Origin of the sequence: Mucilaginibacter litoreus (genome assembly GCF_042676805.1) — a bacterium.
Lineage (GTDB): Bacteria > Bacteroidota > Bacteroidia > Sphingobacteriales > Sphingobacteriaceae > Mucilaginibacter > Mucilaginibacter litoreus.
Genome location: NZ_JBHTHZ010000005.1, coordinates 677,617 through 699,494, shown reverse-complemented (window position 1 = coordinate 699,494; position 21,878 = coordinate 677,617). Strand labels below are relative to the sequence as shown.

Sequence of the window (21,878 nt, the reverse complement as noted above, 5' to 3'; positions counted from 1 at the left end):
AGTTCGCAAAGATATTCCTGTCTTGCTACTTCCGGACTTTCTGACATCTGACTTTCTGACTTACCGACTTTTTTCCTAATTTCGCGCATCCTTTCAACATTAAATATAATACATTGGAGAACCAGGAATTAACAACCGTTGAAACCGCCCGCGATCTGGGACTTTTACCTGAAGAATTTGACCGCATACAAGAGATATTAGGCCGTGTGCCCAACTTTACCGAGCTTTCTATTTTCGCGGTAATGTGGAGTGAGCACTGCTCATACAAAAACTCTATCACCTGGCTTAAAACACTGCCAAAAGATGGTCCGCGTATGCTGGCTAAAGCTGGTGAAGAAAATGCCGGTTTGGTTGATCTTGGGGACGGTGTTGGCTGCGCTTTTAAAATAGAATCACATAATCACCCATCAGCGCTTGAGCCTTACCAGGGCGCTGCGACAGGTGTAGGTGGTATTAACCGCGATATATTTACGATGGGCGCAAGGCCTATCGCGCAAATGAATTCGCTGCGTTTCGGTGATCTGAGCCTCGATAAAACCAAATGGCTGGTTAAAGGCGTGGTAAAAGGCATTAGCCACTACGGTAATGCCTTTGGTATACCAACTGTTGGCGGCGAGTTGTTTTTTGATGAGTGCTATAATATCAATCCGTTGGTAAACGCGTTTTCTGCGGGTATTGTTAAGGCTGGCGAAACCGTTTCTGCTACCTCTTATGGTGTAGGTAATCCGGTTTACATTGTTGGTTCTGCCACCGGTAAGGATGGTATACATGGTGCAGCCTTTGCGTCTAAAGATATAACTGAAGATTCTGTAAACGATTTGCCTGCAGTGCAGGTAGGCGACCCTTTCCAGGAAAAACTATTGCTGGAAGCTACGCTTGAAGTAATTAAGACCGGTGCCGTTATAGGTATGCAGGATATGGGAGCGGCAGGTATTATCTGCTCTAACTCTGAGATGAGCGCCAAAGGCGAGCATGGTATGAAAATACATCTCGACCGTGTGCCAATGCGCCAGGAAAACATGAAGCCGTACGAGATTTTGCTTTCCGAATCTCAGGAACGTATGCTGATTGTGGTTGAAAAAGGCAAAGAAGCGCTTGTTGAGACCGTTTTTGATAAATGGGACCTTAACTGCGCTATCATTGGTGAGGTGACCGATACCAAACGCCTTGAATATTATATGCACGGCGAGAAGGTCGCCGATGTTCCTGCTGACGACCTTGTATTGGGCGGCGGCGCACCGGTTTATCAGCGTGAGTACCGTGAACCTGCTTATTATGCCGAAAATCAGAAATTTAAAATAGAAGATATAACCGAGCCTGAAAACCTGGTTGAGGTTGCCGAGCATTTGATAGGCCATGTTAACCTTGCTTCTAAACGCTGGGTAACCGATCAGTATGATTCAATGATCGGAACATCGACCATGACCACCAACCGCCCAAGCGACGCGGCTGTAGTTGCGGTTAAAGGTACGGGTAAAGCTATTGTATTAACCTGCGATTGTAACTCACGTTATGTATATGCCGATCCGCAAAAGGGTACCGCGATAGCTGTTGCCGAAGCTGCACGTAACATTACCTGCGCCGGTGGCGAGCCTGTTGCCATTACTAACTGCTTAAACTTTGGTAACCCTTATGTACCTGAAGTTTATTGGCAGTTTGTGGGTGCTATAAAAGGTATGGGCGAAGCTTGTACTAAGTTTGAAACCCCAGTGACTGGCGGTAACGTAAGCTTTTACAATCAGTCGTCAGACGAGGGGCCGGTTTTCCCAACCCCAACTATTGGTATGCTGGGTGTAATGGACGACCCAAACAACATGATGACGCTTGATTTTAAACAACCCGGAGATCTGATCTATTTAATAGGCGAATCGCAAAATGATATAGCGTCATCACAATATCTGGCATCGTACCACAAGGTTTTAGCTGCTCCTGCTCCATATTTCGATCTGGAGAAAGAGTACGCAACGCACCAGGTGATTAAAGAGCTGATCAAACACAAAGTAATTCAATCAGCACATGACGTAGCTGATGGTGGCTTGTATATCGCACTGGTTGAATCTGCCATGCCAAATAGTCTTGGCTTTGATATAGAAAGCGACAGCAGCATTCGTAAAGATGCCTTCTTATTTGGTGAAGCACAGGGTAGGATAGTGGTGAGTGTTGCACCCGACGATCAGGAGCGCTTTGTGGAAATGATGGCCACCAGCGAGATAGAATTCAGCCTGTTAGGTACAGTTAACGGCATTGGTAATACTACTGTAGATGGTGATCTGTTCGGTAATATGACAGACATTAAAATGGTGCACGATAATGTACTGCATGTAATTTTAGGAGACGAATAAGATGTTTAAGCTGAACAGGGTACATCATATAGCTATCATCTGTTCAGATTATGAGCGTTCTAAACGTTTTTATTCTGAGACTTTGGGTTTTACCATTGTCCGGGAAGTATATCGCGCGGAACGCAAATCATACAAGCTTGATCCGGAAGTCAACGGACTTTACCAGATCGAGCTTTTTTCTTTCCCTGATCCTCCACCACGTTCATCAGGCCCCGAAGCTGCCGGCTTGCGTCATCTGGCTTTTGAGGTTGATAATATCGAAAAGGCCGTGTATCATCTGACTGAGTTCGATATCCTGACTGAACCTATCCGCGTTGATGAACACACAGGCAAACGTTTTACATTTTTTGCCGACCCCGACGGATTGCCGTTGGAGTTATATGAGAAATAGTCTTTTATATTTATCTTCAAGGCTTTAAGCCAGATAGATGAAAAAAACGCTTTTTTTACTTTTAGCCGCAACGGCGCCGTTAATTACATTCGCTCAGAAACCATTTAAAATATCCGGAGAATTTAAATCATTAAAAAACGGCGACAGGATATTTCTTTCTTACAAAGAGAACGGTAAGCAGCATTCAGATTCAACTGTTGTAAAGAATGGCTTGTTTGAATTCACCGGAACAACTAACGGTTTGGATATTGGTTACTTCAGCCGTAATGATAACCCTTTGTTTGCCGATCTTTTACATGATAGCGCACCTGTATTTATACAGCCCGGTAATATAAAGATCAGTGGTGCCGATTTACTTAGAACTGCGAGTGTTACAGGTACAGCACTTAATAATGATAATACTGAGCTTAAGTTTGCCCTGATGCCACTCTCAAACAAGTTATTTATTGTTTCAGAGAAATATGATGCCCTCACGCATCAGCAGCAGGCGGATGTTACTTTTACCGATCCGATAAAAGTTAGTACAGATTCGCTTCTGAAACTGATGGAGCCAATCAAGTTTAAATTCATCAAATCGCACCCTGATTCGTATGTAAGCGTCCTTACCTTGGAAAGAATGATGAATCATGCGGACCTGCTGCAGGTAGCTGATGCCTATAATGCACTAACTGCCGCCAATAAAAGTAGTGCTCTCGGTAAATCAATCGGTGAAACTATCAGTGCAGCAAAACGGTCGCAAATAGGGGTGATGGCAACGGGTTTTGAATTGAATACTTCAACAGGAAGCAAAGTGAAACTTTCTGATTTTAAAGGTAAATATGTGCTTGTAGACTTTTGGGCGTCGTGGTGCTTGCCTTGCCGTGATGAAAACCCTAATGTTGTAGCGGCATATAATAAATACGGTGGCGATAAATTCACTATACTGAGTATTTCTATAGACAGCCAAATAGAAAAGAATGCCTGGCTTAAAGCTATCAAAACTGATAAGTTGCCATGGACACAGGCTATAGATAATTATAAGCCTGCTAAAAGTATAAAAGATTTGTATGGAGTAAGTACCATACCTGCTAATGTACTTATTGATCCATCTGGTAAAATTGTTGCAAAAAACATAAAAGGTAAGGAGCTGCATCAAACACTTCAAAAGATTTTAGGAAATTGAATGATTTAAGCTGTTATGTGTGAATGTTTTGTAGATTTAAGCACTCAATATACCAATTATGAAGAAAATACACTCATTCACCGGTAAAGTGATAAGCTTTGCCAAAAAAGTAACCCTTTTATCAGTTTCTATTCTAAGCTTTACGTTTGGTGCCAAAGCACAGGAAATAAAGAAAGACCCTGATGTGATAGGCCGCTGGGACCTGACCGTTGAAAAAGATGGAAAGCAAATGCCATCATGGCTGGAGGTGCAAAAGTCTGGTTTTCATACCCTCATCGGGCGGTTTACTTATGCTTTCGGTAGTGCAAGGCCAATATCACAAGTTAAGCCTGAGGGTAATAAGTATAGCTTTTCAATCCCACCGCAATGGGAGCCAGGTGATCGTAACATGGATTTTGAATTTGAGGCGAGTGGTGATAACATAAAAGGTACCATGGTTTACACTGATGGAAAGACTTACAGCTTTACGGGGGTGCGCGCGCCTGCTTTACTGCCTGTAAAAACACCTGTTTGGGGTAAACCGATAAGGTTGTTCAATGGTAAGGATACGAAAGGATGGCATACTGATGGTAAGAACCAGTGGGTGGTTGAAAATGGCATTTTACGCAGCAAGCAATCCGGAGCAAATTTGATTACTGATCAGAAATTTAAAGATTTCAAGCTTCATATAGAGTTCCGTTACAAACAGGGTAGTAACAGCGGCGTTTATCTGCGCGGCCGCTATGAAGTGCAGGTAATTGATACCAAAACCGGTGAGCCTGAGCCTTTGGCAAATCAATTCAGCTCGGTTTACGGTTTTATTCAACCTAATAAAATGATGGCCAAAAACGCCGGCGAGTGGCAGTCGTACGACATTACGCTTGTTGGTCGTGTAGTTACTATTGTTGCTAACGGTCAGGAAGTGGTATCCCGTCAGATCATCCCGGGAATAACAGGCGGGGCCATTGACAGCAAAGAAGGCGAACCCGGCCCGCTGCTGATACAAGGGGACCATGGACCGATAGATTATCGCAATATTGTTATTACACCCGCGAAGTAAATTTTATTTAATAGAAGTACAAAGGCATCGTTTATTAAACGATGCCTTTGTTTTAATAAAATGCTTAAGTAAATATAAAACTGTGTCATTGCGAGCGATAGCGCGGCAATCTCATAGGATAAGATAATACATCAATCGTACCAACCTTCACTCAAATCTTTCCAGTCAGGATTTGCGAAAGTTATTAAATTAACTTTTTTCATTCTTGATCCTGCTTTAATCTGTTTTTCTCGAGCGATTGCATCGTCAACCCATTGAAACGTTTCAAAATAAACTAACTTATTACATTGATACTTGATTGTAAAACCTTGGTTTACTTTTAACTTATGTTGAAGTATTCGATTTTTTAAATCACTTGTTACGCCGGTGTATAACACGTTGTTTGATGCGTTAGTTACTATATAAATACAATACTGGTTAATAAACACATTTAATAGGCCTTCTATGAGATTGCCACGCTATCGCTCGCAATGACACAATATTTGATTTATTATTACTTTAACATTTTATATGGTTATTTACCAACTCACTTAACCACCTCAACCCATGTGCCTTGTATCAGTGCGTTGATATCATGGTTATACATGGCTTCGCAATAGGCGGCTGGCAGATAATATCTGCCGGCATAGGCGGCGTTAAGCATAACATAATAAGTTGCTTCTTTTCCTTCTTCCAGGCTAAAGTAAGTGTTCACCCTGTCGTCGCGAATATCGCGGTAATCGGATACCGAGGACTTAAACGCCTCGTCGTTATTTAGCATCCGGCTGTTCAATATTTCCCAGCCGGAAGGGAATATCTGTGTAAGCGCCAAATTATCATATCTGCCGCGTTTGCCGGGGTTTTTGATGGTCACCTGAGCCACAAAATCGGTTCCCTGCTTAAGTGATGCGGGATCAATAAGCTTGCCACCTAATGTAAAGTAGGCTACTTTCATTTGTAAGACATCCGGGTTTACATAGGTTTTTACATCCTGGCCTGATGAAGGTTGTCCCTGCTGTATCAAACGGATATACAGGCGGTTATTACCTGTGTTTTTCAGGCTTATCTTACCACCGTTTGCCGCTAAAGGTTGCTGCCAGATGTACGACTGTGAGTTAATGGTTACTTTAGCCGAACCTGCGTTATATGCAAACTGTAGTTTGCCCCCGTTTTTGTTTACGCCGCAATATTGAGCAATGGCAATTAATGAATAGGCCGTTGTTTGTGTACTGTACCAACTATCCTGCGACAGATGGGCGGCTATGGTGCGTACCATTGCCGCGGCTTTTTGCCGCTGACCCAGCATTGTTAATGTCTCTAATATCATTGCTTCATCCCGCAGATCGGAACCATAGGTGCCATACATACTATTATAAGGCTTTATAGCGGTTGGCAGGCCGTTGATGATACGTAAGGCTACCTCCGGCTGTCCTGCCAGTTTATAGGCAGCTGCCAGGCGCCATTTACCTTGTGTACTCAAATAATTGTATTCCCTCAAGCGGTTCATGGCGCCAAGCTCTGGTGTGCCGGCTAATGCAAGCAGGTATAAGCGGTATGCCTGTACCAAGTCAGTGTAATAGTAATAACCATGAATGTTTGCATTCGGGTCTGGCGACCAGTTGATGGCCTTTTGCTTTTCGTAACGTTTCCACTCATCCATCAGCCCCGATGGCGGGCTGTAACCTTTGGCCTGGGCTGCGATCAGGAAATGGCCTGCATAATTAGTGCCCCACTCGTCCGCTTGTCCGCCGTCTGGCCAATAGCTTAAGCCTCCGCCAGCAACCCTGAAGCCGTTAAGGCGGTTAATGGTTAGTTTGATGTTTCTGTCGGTTTCGGCTTTTTGTCTTGGCGTTAAGTCTAACAACTGATTAAGATACAGCTGCGGAAAGCCCGATGATGTGGTTTGCTCAACACAACCATGCGGATATGTAATAAGGTAATCTAAACGTTTACCGAGGTTTAACGGTGGGATACTTGCGACTTCTAATGTGGCTTTATTAGTGCCGTTAATACCAATGGCATTGTAAGCTACATTATACCTCTCGCCCGGACTCAGTTCCTTTTCAAGGATGCGGGTAACAGGTGGATTGGGGTTCCTGACGTTTAATTCAACATCATAGGCTGCTGTTTCGGTACCTGCTTTGGCTACAATATGTACTTTGCCAACACCTACAAAGTCCTTTACATCTAAATCAAAGTTGACCAGCTGATCACCAGGTTTATTAAAGCTTACAAATTTAGTATTGTTACCCCTAAGGTTACTAAATGCATTGGATTGAACCTGAACACTCACCGTTTTGATATTTTTTTCCATCGCGAATACAGTAACTGGCAGTTGTATTTTTTCTGCCGGGCCCAACACACGAGGTAGGGTTGCCAGTATCATCAATGGCTTTTTTACGGCAACAGCTTTATCGGCAAAGCCATAAGCACCTTCATGGCCGGCTATCACCATCACTTTAACCGAGCCTACATATTGCGGCAGCTTAAATTTAGTGGTTTGTTTTTCGCCGGCGCTTATGTGGAACGGCCCCCAAAATTTCACTACCGGCTTAAAGCGGTTTATACTTACGTTTTTGTTTGTGCCATTGGTACCATCGCCGCCTATACTTAAAATACGCTCAAGCCCGCCACCAAACGCGCCTATCACATAATCAAACAAATCCCAGGTTTTTACACCCAAAGCCTCACGGGCATAGAAGGCCGAATGCGGGTCGGGCGTTTTAAAGTTGGTAATATCAAGCAAACCTTCATCTACTATGGCAACGGTGTAAGTCATTTCCTTGCCGGATGCTTCTGATACGGTAACAGCCGATTGTGTTTCGGGCCGTATTTTATCCGGCATGCTTATTACAGGGTTCAATATGGTTTCAGGGTTGTCAACCGTAAGCGGTATAGCACCATACATACGTATTGGCAGATCATTAACCGTTTGAGAATGCCTTTGTAAAAGTGTTACGTTCACAAAAACATTTGGCGCCATGGTTTCATCAATTTTGAAGCTGTAGCGGGTTTCGCCTTTTTTAGTATCTATCCAAACCGTTTTTAAAACCTTGCTGCCATTTTCAAAACTGATAAGCGCACGGCCATCCCCGCCTGTTGGTATGGTTAGGGTTGCTTCTTCGCCAACCTTGTAACTTTGCTTGTCAGATGTAAATGAAAGCATCGCCGCCTCGGTAGGGTCAGTTTGCTGCAAACGTTCAGACCAGTTTGGCCAATCAGCATAAATTATCTTTCCGGTGGAGTGCCCTGTTTCCGGGTCTTTAACGCGTATCAGATAACGCCCCCAATCCGCCTGATTAATGCGGAGTGTCCATTTGCCCCGGCCGTTGTTCAATACTACATTTTCTGTTTTGATCAGTTTGTTATATCGGTCTTGCGTAAAGTTGCTCAGTTCGTTACCGGTTTCGTCCCACCACCAGCGCCACTGAATTTTATATAGCTCAACCTCAACGTTACGGCTGCCTTGCATAGCGCGGCCGTTTACATCAACATCAGCAATGTCAATTTCATGATTTTTGTCGGTCACCAGCATCCCGGACAGATCACTGCCCTTTGGCGTTTTAATACCTACATAACCACTGTAAACATTATAAGGCATGCTCATTTGCTGTATGCTGAAGTTGCCGCCCGGTTCAAACACCTTCACCACAAAATTCGCCCTCAGTTGGCCCGGCGCCTGCTTTTCCACATTGATGTCGGGGTTTATACTGGCTATACCATCAGCATTTAAACGATCCTCAAATATGGTTTGCGTTTGCGTGTTGAACGCCAGGGTAGGGTCATCAAAAATATAATCATCATAACCTTTAAAAGTAGTTTTTTGCGCAGATAGGAATGCATCAACTTTAGCTTTGAGATTTTGTGCCGCGCCACCAAACAGCCATTGAGCGCTAAGTGTGCCATTAGCGCTGTTGCCTTTTGTAAGCTCACGGGCATCGCCAAAATCAAGCTTTAATTTCAGCCGGTTCGGCATGATGGTTTCCACCTTTATTTTTTTCTCAAATACAGCGCCGCCTACTTTAACCCGTGCACTCCAGTTCCCGGTAGGGGAAGAGGTTTCTGTCGCTGTATGAAAACTGTAAAAGCCACCTACAGAGCTGGTTTGCGTGATACGCCTGTATAGCTGCCCGTTAGGATTATATAGTTCAAACTGTACTGGATGGTCTGCAGGCAGCGTCTTTAATTTATCTTCTAAAATAAAGGTGACGAAGATAGAATCGCCCGGTCGCCATACCCCGCGTTCTCCATAGATAAAACCTTTCAACCCGTTCTGCACTTCTTCGCCACCAACATTAAAGCGGGATAGCGGTAGCGAGCTGCCATCGTCCAGTTTCAGATAGCCTCGTTCGTTCCCTTTCTTAGCGACAAGCAGGTAGGGCTTGCGTTTAAGATTGAAAATTGCAAGGCCGTCGCCATCGCTGCTGGTTTTAAAGATAACCTGTTTCTGGTAGTCGAGCAGTTCAAGGTCGACGCCACTCATCGGTTCCGCCGAGAGTATATTGGTCACCGCTACGGTCATGTTGTTATCGTTACCGCGCTTCGCAATCAAGCCGATGTTTGATGCAATGATGTTACGCGTGGCCCATTTGTTTTTAGTAAAATACGATTCTGTGCATGGGTCGTCTCGGTCCTGCCAACTGTAGCCTTCGGGGTAATAATTATCATACCGTTGCCAAAACTCATCGTCTTCATCACTAACCTTGCTCACATTATCACCAGAATATTCATTTTCATAATAATCGTCTTCATTGCTTTTGCCTGAACCTTTACCAAGGCTGCAATTGTATAAGGAATATTCTTTTCTGAAGCCGATAATTACCCGGTAAATAGCCCCCGGTTCAGTCCGCATAAACTTATCAACATCAAGCATAAAGCGGTTCTTTTTGGTAAGATTAAGGCCCTTGTCGGCATCTAACCGAATAGTTGTTTGAACAATGGGCTTACCTACCTGGCGCAACTCATAAGAACCGTCAAACCCGTTATTCTGGAAATACTGGGGCACATTATTTTCATATATCTTAATAATGCTGACATCTACGGCATTAAGATTCACGGCCTCAAATGGCATTAGCAGTTTACCTGAGTCAGGCAAGATCACCCCCTTACCAGGAATAGTTACCTGTGGCAGCCGGTTTTCAAAGAATACATTGGCAGTATAGCCCTTGGTTATTTTTTTGTCTTGAAAGTTGCTTACGCCCTCGTTCACAAAAACAGTGTAATTACCCTGCAATCGATCCGGTGCATATACCTTTACTACACTGCCCTCAATGGTATATGCAGCATCACTGATATTGTTTATTCCGATAAGGCCTTTAAGTTCCTGTCCAACCATGATTGGATCAGAAAATTCAACGGATACATATTGGTCATTATCTTGCACAGCACGAATATCCAATACTTTAAAATCTCCGATGGCAGGCACCTGAAACTCCTGTGAGCCTTTCCTGTCAATATCAAGCTTATCGCCATCCCAGTTTATACTAAGCGGATTGGATGAATTAGTGCGTGATATGTTATCTACCGTAAACTGGTGTGATTTAGTGATGGGATTATGCTGCCAGCTTAATTTTACCGGCGAAGGATAATTGACGCTAATTAACTTCTCTACATCTTTCGCATCTTCAGCGTCAGCTGTTAAGATAGTGCCTGTTAGCTTCATCTTTACATTCGATGTAGCTGTAGAGGTGCGCAAACCAGCAAAACTGATGCTATAATCGGGTTTAATAGTTTGAAAGCCGAATTTAAACTGCTCATAACCGCTTTCAACTTTTACAATTTTACCTAATTCAAATTCGGCAGAATAGCTTTGATCTTTTTTAAGAGGTTCATCCGGCCTAAACTCGATCGTGCGGTCGTCAATCCAAATGGCCTTACCTTTAATTGAAGGGGAGAACTCAAAAATTTCATCATCTAAATGCTCATTAAGCGCATGGGTAACCTGCACTTCGCCGGCTAATTTTATACGTATAGGGCTTTGTTTAGAGATAACTCCAGTGGTGTATGATTCAATATATTTGCTAAAAGCAGTATCAATTTTTATTTTTTTGTTTTGATGTTGTCTGGCGAAGTAAATAACCAGCGCGATAAGTATAAGTGAAGTAGCGGTAATAATTTGCCCTTTTCGCGTTCTAAAAAGGCGTAAAAAGTTTTTCATAAGTAAGGTTAGTAAACTGGTTGAATTTAATATATTTTTATTATATGATGAGTGCCCTGGTTATTTTTAAAAGTTATGTATATTACTTAAAGCCTAAATGGTAATATTATGGGAACCGATTCATTTACTTATTTTTTACCAACGTTAACAGTAAACAACGCCATAGCTGCTATAAGTTTTTATGAAGAAGCTTTTGGCGCGCAAGTATTGACCAAAAACACATTTGATGGCCACACGGTTGCCGAACTGAGTATAAATAATGCCGTATTTATTGTTGCAGACGAATCGCCAGAGAACAGAAATATTGGGCCGGATAAGCAAAACGGTATAAGCGTGCGTATGGGTTTAATGGTGCAAGATCCGGACGCAGTTGCTGGGCGAGCCATAGCCGCAGGCATAAATGTAATATATCCTGTTTCCGATCAATCATACGGCTATCGTTTGGGTCATTTCATAGATCCGTTTGGTCATCATTGGGAAATCGGCAAGCCTTTATATCTTTAATATTGTAACTTAATTAAACCAACTGCTCCCATTTTTTGAATTGCTAAATTTTTTTAATCTTGCGATTTATATAAACACTTATGCACAAATACCAGGGGCAAACCAGAATTTTAGTTGCTGTTGATTGTATCATATTTGGCTTTGATGGCTGGAATATTAAATTACTGCTTGTAGAACGCGGTATAGACCCTGAAAAAGGTAAATGGAGCTTAATGGGAGGATTCATTCAACCCTCAGAAAGCCCTGAAGATGCTGCCAACCGGGTATTGGAAGAGCGCACAGGGTTAAAAAATGTATATATGGAGCAATTCAGGGTATTTGGTAAGCCAGACCGCGACCCTGTAGAGCGTACGTTTTCTATTGCTTATTTTGCCCTGATTGATATTCAGCAATACGAAAAGCAGCTAACTTCTGACAATCACCCGGAGTGGTTTTTGCTCAATGAAATGCCTGATATGGTGTTTGACCATGCAGAAATGGTTAAGATGGCCAAAAAGCAACTCCGGTATAAGGCTGCATTGCACCCTATATTGTTTCAATTACTGCCCGAACGTTTCACCATACCTCAGTTACAGGCCCTTTACGAAGGGGTGTATCAAACTGAATTTGACGATCGTAACTTCAGCCGCAAACTCCTTTCTACCGGTTTATTGATTAAACAGGCTGAAAAAGATAAGCAATCTTCAAAGAAAGGAGCTTTTTATTATCGCCTTGATCAATCTAACTACGAAGAAAAATTTGAGAAGTTTTTGAACCTTGTACCCAATCCGGATAAGTTTTTTTAAAGCAGTAAAATAATTATCACTATTACAAATTAACTTATTACTTTTAAGGAGCTTTTTGTGGCAAAATATTATTAAGCCCAAACGCTAATTAATTTAAACTATTATCCGATTTTGAAAAGGCATCTGGTTTTATGCAGCTTATTCTGCTGCATTTGTATGCATTCGCTTTTTGCGCAGCAACGCCCCCAATACTCCCAATATATTTTTAATAACTTTTTATTGAACCCAGCAGTAGCCGGTATTGAAAATTATACCGATGTAAAATTAGGCTACCGCAGCCAGTGGACAGGCCTTGACGGCGCCCCGGTGACCGCTTTTTTTAGTGTAAACGCCCCATTGGGTACAGAGTTTACGCAGGGTGATGCTACTGCCTTCCCGGCATCAGGCGGGCAAAGCCCTTATAGCCGCATGTATACCCAGGAGTACCGCGCTTCAGAGCCGCATCATGGTATTGGGTTTACAGTATTTACTGATAAGGCCGGGCCTATCGATCAAACTAACGTTTCAGCTTCTTATGCTTACCACCTTGGTATAACCAGCCAGCTAAACCTGGCAGTTGGTGTAACAGCGGGTGCTAATCATTTGCACTTGAACACATCACAAATAACGCTTGAAAATCCTAATGATCCTATACTGAACCAGATAGAGAATAACCGTTGGAAACCTGACTTAGGAATAGGTATATGGGCTTATGCCGCCAATTATTACTTTGGTGCATCTGTTCAGCAAATTTTACCTCAAAACCAGTATATTACTACAAGCAACACCAGTAACTTAAGTAAAACAGTACCGCATTATTTTTTTACAGGCGGATACAAGTTTTATGTATCTGATGATGTAACCTTATTGCCATCGGCTTTACTGAAATTTATTAATCCGCTACCAACATCATTTGATATTAATATGAAAATGTCTTTCAGGGACAGGTTTTGGTTTGGTGGGTCATACCGTAAGGACGATTCATTTGGTGTACTTGCAGGTTTTAACCTTAGCTCCCTTATCAATGTGAGCTATTCTTATGATATTACCACCTCGGCATTAAAAACCGTAAGCAACGGCTCTCACGAGTTAGTGATCGGCATTTTATTAAATAACAGGTATAACCTTACCAGCCCTCAGCACGGATGGTAGATGCAGTTGGCGGTTAGCAGTGGGCAGTTTCTTAGGGGAATTAAATACGGTTTTACAAACTGCCAACTATAAACTGCAAATGAATTATAACTCTTTCCTTAGCCTTGCTACAGGTATGTTCATCTGTTCACGATATTTGGCTACGGTGCGGCGCGCAATGTTGTATCCGGCTTCTTTTAGTATTTCGGTAAGCTTCTCGTCGGCAAGCGGATGGCGTTTATCCTCTTTGCCAATATGCTCTTCCAGAATCTTTTTAACCTCTTTATTTGATACCTCTTCGCCGCTTTCTGTTTGAATAGCTTCACTGAAAAATGATTTCAGCAGATATGTGCCATGTTCGGTTTGTACGTATTTGGAGTTAGCCACGCGTGATACTGTTGAAATATCCATACCTATACGGTCTGCGATATCTTTTAATATCATCGGCTTTAAATTTTTATCATCGCCAGTTAAAAAGAAATCGTATTGATATTGCATTATGGCGTTCATGGTTTTAAGCAGCGTTTGCTGGCGCTGTTTTATAGCATCGATAAACCATTTTGCCGAGTCGAGCTTTTGTTTTACAAATTGTACAGCTTCTTTAAGCTTTTTATCTTTTTGCGCAGCCTTATCATAATGCTGAAACATTTCCTGATAGGAGCGGCTTACCTTTAGCTCCGGTGCATTTTTAGAGTTAAGCGTAAGTACAAGTACCCCATCGTTGTTCTTGATATGAAAATCAGGTATTACCTGCATTTGCTTGGTACTTACTTCGTTACTGTCGCCCGGCTTGGGGTTAAGCTTTAATATTTCACCAACAACCGCCCGCAATTCTTCAGACGACATACTTAAAGATTTTTCAAGTTTATCGTAATGTTTACGGGTGAATTCTTCAAGGTATTCCTCAACAACCAGTATGGCTTTTTTGATGATAGGATCATTGATGTCCTTTCGGCGTAACTGTATCAGCAAACACTCCTGCAAGCTACGGGCACCTACACCCGCGGGGTCAAAGCCTTGTATCACTTTCAGCATATCTTCAACCTCTTCATCCTCGGCCATTACATTTTGAGAAAAAGCCAGATCGTCTGTTAATGACATGATAGGGCGGCGCAGATAACCATCGTCATCTAAACTACCTATAATTTGTTTGCCTATGGAAAAATCCTTGTCAGAAAGCGGTAAAAGGTCTAACTGCAATTGCAGGTTCTCAAAAAAAGAGCTTTGTACGGCAATGGGTATTTCTTTGCGGTCATCCTCATCATCACCGTTTTGGTCATACCGGCTGCCATAGTCATTGATGCTGTCATCCTGCAGATAATCATCTATATTAAATTCATCCATCTCACCGGCTTCATCTGCATTAAAGTTATCCTCATCAGGGTCTCGGTCGGGATATTGTTCCTCCGGTTCGCTGATGTTTGTAAGGCTCATATCTTCAAGTGCCGGATTTTCTTCCAGTTCTTCCTTTATACGCGTGTCGAGCGATACGGTAGGTACCTGCAGCAACTTGATGAATTGGATTTGTTGCGGAGAAAGTTTTTGTAAGAGTTTCTGTTGAAGATTTTGTTTTAGCATAATGTATAAAGACGCGGCCTCAAAAATACGCCAATTACCTTAAAGATTAAAAATTACTTGCTAAGCGTATTTAGGGTGTAAAGTGTTTTTGCGGTGATATTGTTTTGGGGTATGTAAGTTTTATTAATAACTTTATGATACACTAAACATTATACTTATGGGATTTATTAAAGAATTTAAAGAGTTTGCCATGCGGGGCAACGTTGTTGACCTTGCAGTCGGTGTTATTATAGGTGCTGCATTCGGCAAAATAGTTACTTCATTAGTTAATGACATCATTATGCCCCCAATTGGGTATTTAACAGGGGGCGTCGACTTTTCTGATAAGAAACTTATATTAAAACCAGGAGATGCTGCAGCAAAGATTGATGAAGTAGCTATACACTATGGCAACTTCATTAACTCCATCATTCAATTCCTTATAGTTGCTTTCTGTATTTTTTTGGTGGTTAAAGCTATAAACAGTTTAAAACGTGAGAAGGAAGTGGCTCCGAGTGTTCCACCGGCACCAACAAAAGAGGAGGTACTGTTAACCGAGATACGCGACCTGTTAGCTGCTAAGAACTAAGCAGGAATAATTGGTAGGTCAAAAACTTAGAAAGTTTTTGGCAGCTTCGGATCAGTTAAGATTATGTAATCGCCCATTTTTTCAAATTTAGTCCAGTCGGGTTTGTCAAAACTGTCATCGGCGTAAGCGGCGATATTAAGTATACGTGTCTTGGGCAAATACTTTTTTAGCTGGGCACAGCTGCCCAGCTTTTCTTCGCTGTGAAAACCGCCGTTTACTTGTAATACTTTAAAGCCCGGATGACTTTTAAGGAATTGAGCGATGTTCCAACCCATGGTGGCGTCCCATACATTTTGGGATTGATAAATTTTCATATCGCCCATGGCGCTGTGGCCGCCCATTATGTCTACAAATTTTTCGTAGTAAGTACCGGTAGCAGTATCAATAGGCAAGGGTGCCAGCCATGCTTTGGCCTGGGCGCTTAACCGGTCAAGGCTGCTCAGTCCGCCACGCGTAACCATGTTGGTATAACGGGTAGGGGCGTTGGCCGCGATAACTGGCGTATGGGTATCCTTCGCATGTTCTATCAGGGGGCGATAGTCTTTATAGTTATTCCAGGCACGGCCTTCAGTTATCAGGTTTTTTTCGCGGATAAACCCCGCCAGGTATTCATTTAAAACGATCTGGCAATCTGTTTGAAACATCTCAAGCGACAGCGCGGATTTATCAGGATATTTTTCTGTCAGTTTTTTAAATAGCAGTGCTTCCAGGTAATGGCCGGTAGAGTCATTATGTTCTTCGCCAAAAAATAATACATCTGCATTTGTCAGATCATTTATGATGTCATCTGCAGAAACAAGTCTTTTTTTGGCCGTATTGTAAATTTTATAATGCACGGACATCTGATCCTGACCGAAACAACAAAACATACTTAAAAGTAAAAGGAGCAACACTATAGGATATTTCATCAGCAAAAAAATTAGCCTTGTTAATAAATTTAGCTAAATAACTGCAATAGTATTTGAAAAAACTGAAAAATAAGCTACATTTGCACTCTTGTTTTAAAAAAGCGACGAATAGAATAAAATATAGCCATGAAAAGAACGTTCCAGCCTTCACAGAGGAAAAGAAAAAATAAACACGGTTTCCGTGAGCGCATGTCAACTGCTAACGGCAGGAGAGTGCTTGCTGCAAGAAGAGCTAAAGGCAGAAAAAGACTAACTGTATCTGACGAGCGCAGCCACAAAGCTTAATCCTGGTTGTTTATCCTTTGCAGGAGGCTAACCGTTTAGTGATTTTCATGTTTTCGGTTTAGCGCTAACAACTATGTACACCCTTAAAAAAGAAGAACGGTTATGTAACAAAAAGCTGATTGACGGGCTTTTTCATAACGGTTCTTCTTTTTTATGTTATCCCTTCAAGGTATCGTGGATGCATGCAGAAAAGGATCAGCAATTCCCGGTACAGATCGTATTTAACGTAGGCAAAAAGCGTTATAAACGTGCGGTTGACCGTAACCTCATCAAACGCCGTATGCGCGAGGCTTATCGCCTTAATAAGCAAATCAATCTTTACAATGCCCTTGATAATGCTGGTAAAAAGCTGGTGCTATCGGTTAGCTATATCGGTAAAGAGATATCCTCATTTGATTTTGTTGAAAAGAAAATGCTTAAGCTTTTAACTCAGCTTGCGGGGGAAGCCATTAAATGACTTTTTTGTGGAATGGTATAAAAAGCATTCTCAGCGCATTTTTTTTGCTGCTTATAAAAGCTTATCAATATCTTATATCACCAATATTGCCTAATTCGTGCCGGTACACCCCAACCTGCTCACAATACGGGGTAGAGGCCATAAAAAGGTACGGGCCCTTTAAAGGCGGCTGGCTGACACTTAAACGCATAGCCAGGTGCAACCCCTGGGGCGGCCACGGGCACGACCCGGTTCCTTAAATTGTATCAAATATCAAAAGTTGAAGTGTGAATTTAACTTTTTACATTTTGATTTTTACTTTTGGCTTTCAACATGATTTTACAAATAGAAACAGCCACTACTTCGTGTTCGGTCGCTTTGGCCGATAAAGGACAGGTATTAGCTTATAAAGAAATAAACGCGCGTAACATACACGCCGAGGTTATTACTATTTATATTGAAGACCTGATCAGGCAATGCGAAATTACTTATAGTGCTATAGATGCGGTAGCAGTAAGCTGCGGGCCTGGTTCGTACACTGGTTTGCGCATTGGTGTGTCAACCGCCAAAGGCCTCTGCTTTGCGCTGGATAAACCCCTGATTGCTGTAGACACGCTTGCAGCTATGGCAAACGGATTGATCGCGACTAATGAGGTTGAAGATAGCACGCTGCTTTGCCCAATGATAGATGCGCGCAGAATGGAAGTGTACACGGCTGTTTATGATATAAATAACAACATAATAAAGCCAACTGCGGCTGAAATAATTGACGAAAACAGCTTTGGCGATCTGTTAGCTGTTAACAAAATGTTATTTTTTGGCGATGGTGCTGGCAAATGCCAGGCAGCATTGGGCCATAATGCTAATGCGTTATTTGTAACCGATTTCAGTAACTCGGCCACCCATCTAACCAATATTGCTCACGAAAAATTTGACCGTGCCGAATTTGAAGACGTGGCTTATTTTGAGCCTTATTATTTAAAAGATTTTATTGCAGGCAAAAAGGCTGATTAATCGCCGTTATCTTTTCCGGTTATACTGTTCCACATACGCTTGATAAGGCCGGGTTTCTCGCCCAGGGGGATACGGCTGGTATTCATCGGGTGCTCTATCACATAGCCAAACTTCAGGGAAAACCCCATAAAGAAATCGGCCCCGGTGTATGAAGCATTTTTATAGATCTGTCCGTCTGATTTTCTTGCTGCGCCGATAACACTGCCGGTTTGTATAACCCTGTCGCTTCCTATAAAAAACTCCGCGTTTGGCGATTTGAGCATCAACTGCAAACCGGTGCTGAATATTTTATAATTGTTATAAGCAGCTACAACAGTGCCTGTGAAGTTTTTATATTGAAACGGGTTGGATAACGCCGCTGTATAGTCGGCATAAAACAACTCCTTTTGCACAATAAGCGTAGGTGAGTATTTAAAGGTCTTGTCATCATTAAGCCAATATGATTTATTAGCGCTAAGCTCGGCCTTGGCATTGGTAGGGCTTACAAATCCCGATTTTTTATCGGCCGAACGAACGATGTCATAAGCAGTAGCATACAAACGGTCTTCAAGCCGTGTGCCGTTTATATTGGGTACAGTGGCGGCGGTATTGAACTGGCTAATAGTTGATTTGCCGCTCCAATGTATAAAGCCAAGATCTTTAATATTAGCCTGAATATTAAAATTATCCCGTGTGCGGATCAAAGTACCTATGCTTATAGAGGCCCCGGGGTTACGAAAGGAAGGCAGCAGATCATGTTTGCTGAATTTGCCGGATGTGTAACTGATACGGTAGTCTCCTTGCAAAGCCAGGTCGGCCGAGTTATCAGCACTGTTAAATGTAAGGTACGAATGATCGATGCGAAGACGTTGATATTGAATACCTAACAAAGCGCTCAGCTTAAAACCTAACGCGAAATTTTTACTGAACTTTTCCCGGTAAGCAAAGCTAAGCTGGTGATAAGCCTGATACCTGTAATTGCTGTTCAGTACTTCAGCATAAGGCTGGTCTGTATCAAAGGCGCTGGTACCATTAAGCAGCAGCAGTGTTTCATCGGTAAACAGCCCTTTGCCTTCTGCGCGGGTTTGTATTGAAAAGCCAATCTCCTGGTTGCCATCAAGGCTTTTAAAAATACGTAGCATGCCAAGGTATGCGTTTGCATCAACCTTGGCACGGCTGAATTTATTTTGGCCGATAACAAGATTGTCGGTTACATATCTGCCGGTAAAAGCCCTGCTTTTAAGTGGCACCTGGCCATTACCTGTCAGGTAAAAATTACTGCCAAAGTTTGGAATGAAAAAGTTGAATGCGATGTACCGGCTTGTATCAGGAACAAAGGTGGTTTGTGCAGGGTTTTCAAACGAATCGTAGAGTGTACCTGTATTATATTGCGAAAATTGCTGGCTAAAAGTCTTAATAGAAAGAGATAGAAAACAAACAACCAATAAAAAATACTTCATAAATAATTGCAGTGCGTAATTAAGCTTTATTATACGTATCGATAAAAAAACGAATAGCACTTATATGCTGCTTAAACGTGTTAAGGCTATTTTGGGTTGTAACATACAGCATTTAATTTAGATTTTTATTGGCCGTAGTATCCGGCTGGTTTAGCAATAAGCAAAAGTTTGTATAAAAGTTTTTATCAGATGCAGCAAACTGATATGACGCGGCGTAAAATTTTTTCCAAGACAAGTTGTTGTTTTTATAAGCAGCATAATACTCATCCTTTAAACCTGCCTTTAATATTTGCTGAGCGTTGCGAAATTGGAGGAAGAAAGAAACATTGCTTTTTTCGGCAAGCAGATTATCAAATCTTCGATGGTCGTCCATCTTATTCAAAAACTTCCGGTTAAAGTAAGTATCGTTATAACTTTCAATTTCTTTAGCTGTATTAGCCAATATTAAATAATTATCAATAACCCTAAAATAGGGTTTTCTAAAGGCATTAAATGCATCGCCCAATAAAAAATAAGGAAGCTTATTATAATTGAACTGGCCAACATCATCGTTTACCATATTGCTGATGTTGGTCATGACCGGCCGTAAATTGCTGCCATTTTTTACAGCTATCAAGGCAAATCTTTCGCCGTACCTCGTCGTGACAAAGGCAAATTCATTACCGAGCAACTGCTCGAATTCTTTTTTAAGGCTGATACCGGTTTCTCCTTTTATTTTAGCGAAAAGTGCCTCTCTTTCTGCTTTTAATCCGGCGTTGTCATGAAACCGGGTCAATCCGGCTGCAAACTTTTTAACATCAGATACTGCCATATTTAAAGCATAGGCAGTTGTTGACGGGTATATACTTTTAAGGCTGTTTTCTACAGGCTGTTGGTTTGTAAAAATGTTCAGATAACTTGCCGGCTCATCGTTATCAATATTTGTATATCCACTAAACATAACCGCATCATTTTTAAAGTTGATGTTAAGGGCGGCTTGTGCCGGTAACAAGCGGAAAGGTTTAAAAATATCTATGTTTTTATGTTTGAACAACTGCTCAAACAAAAGATCAGTATGTTTATAATTTACGTACAGATTAGCAAGCGAATTAGCAGTTTGTTTATCGGGCAATAACATAAACGGAAGTTTCCCCCTGTTGGGCTTGTATGCAGCGGCGCTGGCAATAAGTTCTTTTGAGAAACTGGCCGAAAATATACCACCATCGATATTTATAAGATATAAGCGCTTTTTTATTGAATTGAAAAATATGGTAAAACCTGGTTTATTATCAATTTTTAGGGGAGTTACCAGCATTTTTGCGCCGCTTGCCTTGGATAAATCTATCAACTGATCAATATCCATTTCTTTTGCAGAGGTGGTAAGCAACAGGTTAATGCCTTCTTGCTTTGTCGGATGAACGGATATGAAAACATTACGGTCATCAAAAAATGATTTGATAGTATTATTGCCTAACAAAACCTTGCGCACAGTATCAAGGTCTTTTGCCTGCTCATCTCCAATCAGGTTATTCAGCAGATCGTTACCTGAATAAATATCATAAAAGCTTTTTTCATTAGTAAACTCAAACACAAGGGCCGCATCTGCAGGGATAGTACGAATAATGTTACCGGCATGTGCGCCGGATGTGTTCAGGTTATTGAAATACTTAACCGTAACATAGGCTGTTGCAGCTACCAAAATTAATGTTAAAGCTATTAGTCTTTTCATTGATGAATTTGTGCTGCAAGTTAGAATTTTACCTTACCACAATAAAGTAATACTTTCATTTGGTTAACTTAGCCTTTTAAATCTGCATGAACAAACAAATAATAATCACAGCGTCGTTCTTTGGTGCAGTGGCAGTAATTGCGGGCGCGTTTGGGGCGCATGCATTAAAAAGCTCCCTATCTGCATACCAGCTGGATGTTTGGCACACGGCGGTCCAGTATAACTTTTACCATGTTTTCGCCTTGCTGTTTCTCTCGACATTTACCCGGTTCAAAAATAAGCTGATAACCGTTGCTTATTATATGTTTACCCTTGGTATTGTTTTATTTTCAGGTTCGCTTTACCTTTTATCCTGCCGTGATCTGTTACATATGCCCGGCCTTGTGGCGTTAGGCCCCGTTACTCCTTTAGGCGGTTTGCTCTTTATTATTGGATGGATAACTTTGGGCTTAGCTGCTTTCAGAAATAAATAA

The 21,878-nt window shown here is 41.8% G+C and carries 19 protein-coding genes; 13 read left to right on the top strand and 6 right to left on the bottom strand.

The genetic code is table 11. The features are described from left to right. Window positions 1-113 precede the first annotated feature (113 nt). Genes purL through ACFQZX_RS11150 form a run of 4 tightly spaced genes read left to right on the top strand, consistent with a single transcriptional unit; the run spans window position 114 to window position 4,934 of the window. Window positions 114-2,342, top strand: coding sequence for a phosphoribosylformylglycinamidine synthase subunit PurL (purL, locus tag ACFQZX_RS11165; RefSeq protein WP_377115107.1), 2,229 nt, complete (start codon window positions 114-116; stop codon window positions 2,340-2,342). Window position 2,343: 1 nt separating this feature from the next. Continuing rightward, window positions 2,344-2,733, top strand: a complete 390-nt coding sequence (gene gloA2, locus ACFQZX_RS11160; protein WP_377115104.1) for an SMU1112c/YaeR family gloxylase I-like metalloprotein — start codon at window positions 2,344-2,346, stop codon at window positions 2,731-2,733. A 37-nt stretch (window positions 2,734-2,770) separates the two neighbouring features. Continuing rightward, entirely contained in the window at window positions 2,771-3,895 is a 1,125-nt protein-coding gene (locus ACFQZX_RS11155; protein WP_377115101.1) for a redoxin domain-containing protein, read from the top strand. Between the two features lie 58 nt (window positions 3,896-3,953). Next, window positions 3,954-4,934, top strand: coding sequence for a 3-keto-disaccharide hydrolase (locus ACFQZX_RS11150; RefSeq protein ID WP_377115098.1), 981 nt, complete (start codon window positions 3,954-3,956; stop codon window positions 4,932-4,934). 131 nt (window positions 4,935-5,065) lie between these two features. Here the strand turns inward: ACFQZX_RS11150 and ACFQZX_RS11145 are convergent, their stop codons facing one another. Next, the gene (locus ACFQZX_RS11145) at window positions 5,066-5,362 is read right to left on the bottom strand and encodes a GIY-YIG nuclease family protein (protein ID WP_377115095.1); all 297 of its coding nucleotides are present in this window, start codon (window positions 5,360-5,362) and stop codon (window positions 5,066-5,068) included. 98 nt (window positions 5,363-5,460) lie between these two features. Further along, the gene (locus ACFQZX_RS11140; protein ID WP_377115092.1) at window positions 5,461-11,070 is read right to left on the bottom strand and encodes an alpha-2-macroglobulin family protein; all 5,610 of its coding nucleotides are present in this window, start codon (window positions 11,068-11,070) and stop codon (window positions 5,461-5,463) included. Window positions 11,071-11,178: 108 nt separating this feature from the next. On the opposite strand from ACFQZX_RS11140, the gene ACFQZX_RS11135 reads away from it, so the two are divergent. From ACFQZX_RS11135 to ACFQZX_RS11125, 3 genes are all read left to right on the top strand, one after another. Then, window positions 11,179-11,574 (top strand): VOC family protein, encoded by a 396-nt coding sequence (locus ACFQZX_RS11135; RefSeq protein ID WP_377115089.1) that lies wholly within the window; start codon window positions 11,179-11,181, stop codon window positions 11,572-11,574. A gap of 80 nt (window positions 11,575-11,654) precedes the next feature. Then, entirely contained in the window at window positions 11,655-12,359 is a 705-nt protein-coding gene (locus ACFQZX_RS11130; protein WP_377115087.1) for an NUDIX hydrolase, read from the top strand. A 111-nt stretch (window positions 12,360-12,470) separates the two neighbouring features. Then, a complete protein-coding gene (locus ACFQZX_RS11125) occupies window positions 12,471-13,490 on the top strand; it encodes a PorP/SprF family type IX secretion system membrane protein (RefSeq protein WP_377115084.1) in 1,020 nt (339 codons plus the stop codon). A gap of 84 nt (window positions 13,491-13,574) precedes the next feature. Here the strand turns inward: ACFQZX_RS11125 and rpoN are convergent, their stop codons facing one another. Then, entirely contained in the window at window positions 13,575-15,047 is a 1,473-nt protein-coding gene (rpoN, locus tag ACFQZX_RS11120; RefSeq protein ID WP_377115081.1) for an RNA polymerase factor sigma-54, read from the bottom strand. A gap of 157 nt (window positions 15,048-15,204) precedes the next feature. Between rpoN and mscL the strand changes: the two genes are divergently transcribed. After that, window positions 15,205-15,615 carry a large-conductance mechanosensitive channel protein MscL gene (gene mscL / locus ACFQZX_RS11115; protein ID WP_377115079.1) on the top strand — a complete coding sequence of 137 codons (411 nt, stop codon included), beginning with the start codon at window positions 15,205-15,207 and terminating at the stop codon, window positions 15,613-15,615. 26 nt (window positions 15,616-15,641) lie between these two features. Here the strand turns inward: mscL and ACFQZX_RS11110 are convergent, their stop codons facing one another. Continuing rightward, window positions 15,642-16,523 carry a ChaN family lipoprotein gene (locus ACFQZX_RS11110; RefSeq protein ID WP_377115077.1) on the bottom strand — a complete coding sequence of 294 codons (882 nt, stop codon included), beginning with the start codon at window positions 16,521-16,523 and terminating at the stop codon, window positions 15,642-15,644. 126 nt (window positions 16,524-16,649) lie between these two features. Between ACFQZX_RS11110 and rpmH the strand changes: the two genes are divergently transcribed. From rpmH to tsaB, 4 genes are all read left to right on the top strand, one after another. Continuing rightward, the gene (gene rpmH / locus ACFQZX_RS11105) at window positions 16,650-16,808 is read left to right on the top strand and encodes a 50S ribosomal protein L34 (RefSeq protein ID WP_377115075.1); all 159 of its coding nucleotides are present in this window, start codon (window positions 16,650-16,652) and stop codon (window positions 16,806-16,808) included. A 73-nt stretch (window positions 16,809-16,881) separates the two neighbouring features. After that, window positions 16,882-17,265: a ribonuclease P protein component gene (locus ACFQZX_RS11100; RefSeq protein WP_377115073.1), complete on the top strand. Its 384-nt coding sequence runs from the start codon at window positions 16,882-16,884 to the stop codon at window positions 17,263-17,265. Further along, a complete protein-coding gene (yidD, locus tag ACFQZX_RS11095; RefSeq protein ID WP_377115071.1) occupies window positions 17,262-17,504 on the top strand; it encodes a membrane protein insertion efficiency factor YidD in 243 nt (80 codons plus the stop codon). Before ACFQZX_RS11100 ends, yidD begins: the two co-directional genes overlap by 4 nt. A gap of 73 nt (window positions 17,505-17,577) precedes the next feature. After that, window positions 17,578-18,258, top strand: a complete 681-nt coding sequence (gene tsaB / locus ACFQZX_RS11090; protein ID WP_377115068.1) for a tRNA (adenosine(37)-N6)-threonylcarbamoyltransferase complex dimerization subunit type 1 TsaB — start codon at window positions 17,578-17,580, stop codon at window positions 18,256-18,258. On the opposite strand, the gene ACFQZX_RS11085 is transcribed toward tsaB, so the two are convergent. Beyond that, complete coding sequence (locus ACFQZX_RS11085; RefSeq protein WP_377115066.1) at window positions 18,255-19,697, bottom strand: DUF5723 family protein; 1,443 nt, start codon at window positions 19,695-19,697, stop codon at window positions 18,255-18,257. The genes tsaB and ACFQZX_RS11085 overlap by 4 nt on opposite strands. Before the next feature lie 112 nt (window positions 19,698-19,809). Beyond that, the gene (locus ACFQZX_RS11080; protein ID WP_377115063.1) at window positions 19,810-21,405 is read right to left on the bottom strand and encodes a hypothetical protein; all 1,596 of its coding nucleotides are present in this window, start codon (window positions 21,403-21,405) and stop codon (window positions 19,810-19,812) included. Window positions 21,406-21,491: 86 nt separating this feature from the next. Between ACFQZX_RS11080 and ACFQZX_RS11075 the strand changes: the two genes are divergently transcribed. Next, window positions 21,492-21,878 (top strand): DUF423 domain-containing protein, encoded by a 387-nt coding sequence (locus tag ACFQZX_RS11075; RefSeq protein WP_377115061.1) that lies wholly within the window; start codon window positions 21,492-21,494, stop codon window positions 21,876-21,878.

Excerpts from the sequence above, each read along its gene's own strand:
- gloA2 (WP_377115104.1), top strand. The coding sequence starts at position 2,344 with ATGTTTAAGCTGAACAGGGTACATCATATAGCTATCATCTGTTCAGAT.
- ACFQZX_RS11155 (WP_377115101.1), top strand. The coding sequence starts at position 2,771 with ATGAAAAAAACGCTTTTTTTACTTTTAGCCGCAACGGCGCCGTTAATT.
- ACFQZX_RS11150 (WP_377115098.1), top strand. The coding sequence starts at position 3,954 with ATGAAGAAAATACACTCATTCACCGGTAAAGTGATAAGCTTTGCCAAA.
- ACFQZX_RS11140 (WP_377115092.1), bottom strand. The coding sequence starts at position 11,070 with ATGAAAAACTTTTTACGCCTTTTTAGAACGCGAAAAGGGCAAATTATT.
- ACFQZX_RS11135 (WP_377115089.1), top strand. The coding sequence starts at position 11,179 with ATGGGAACCGATTCATTTACTTATTTTTTACCAACGTTAACAGTAAAC.
- ACFQZX_RS11130 (WP_377115087.1), top strand. The coding sequence starts at position 11,655 with ATGCACAAATACCAGGGGCAAACCAGAATTTTAGTTGCTGTTGATTGT.
- rpoN (WP_377115081.1), bottom strand. The coding sequence starts at position 15,047 with ATGCTAAAACAAAATCTTCAACAGAAACTCTTACAAAAACTTTCTCCG.
- mscL (WP_377115079.1), top strand. The coding sequence starts at position 15,205 with ATGGGATTTATTAAAGAATTTAAAGAGTTTGCCATGCGGGGCAACGTT.
- ACFQZX_RS11110 (WP_377115077.1), bottom strand. The coding sequence starts at position 16,523 with ATGAAATATCCTATAGTGTTGCTCCTTTTACTTTTAAGTATGTTTTGT.
- rpmH (WP_377115075.1), top strand. The coding sequence starts at position 16,650 with ATGAAAAGAACGTTCCAGCCTTCACAGAGGAAAAGAAAAAATAAACAC.
- ACFQZX_RS11100 (WP_377115073.1), top strand. The coding sequence starts at position 16,882 with ATGTACACCCTTAAAAAAGAAGAACGGTTATGTAACAAAAAGCTGATT.
- yidD (WP_377115071.1), top strand. The coding sequence starts at position 17,262 with ATGACTTTTTTGTGGAATGGTATAAAAAGCATTCTCAGCGCATTTTTT.
- tsaB (WP_377115068.1), top strand. The coding sequence starts at position 17,578 with ATGATTTTACAAATAGAAACAGCCACTACTTCGTGTTCGGTCGCTTTG.
- ACFQZX_RS11085 (WP_377115066.1), bottom strand. The coding sequence starts at position 19,697 with ATGAAGTATTTTTTATTGGTTGTTTGTTTTCTATCTCTTTCTATTAAG.
- ACFQZX_RS11080 (WP_377115063.1), bottom strand. The coding sequence starts at position 21,405 with ATGAAAAGACTAATAGCTTTAACATTAATTTTGGTAGCTGCAACAGCC.
- ACFQZX_RS11075 (WP_377115061.1), top strand. The coding sequence starts at position 21,492 with ATGAACAAACAAATAATAATCACAGCGTCGTTCTTTGGTGCAGTGGCA.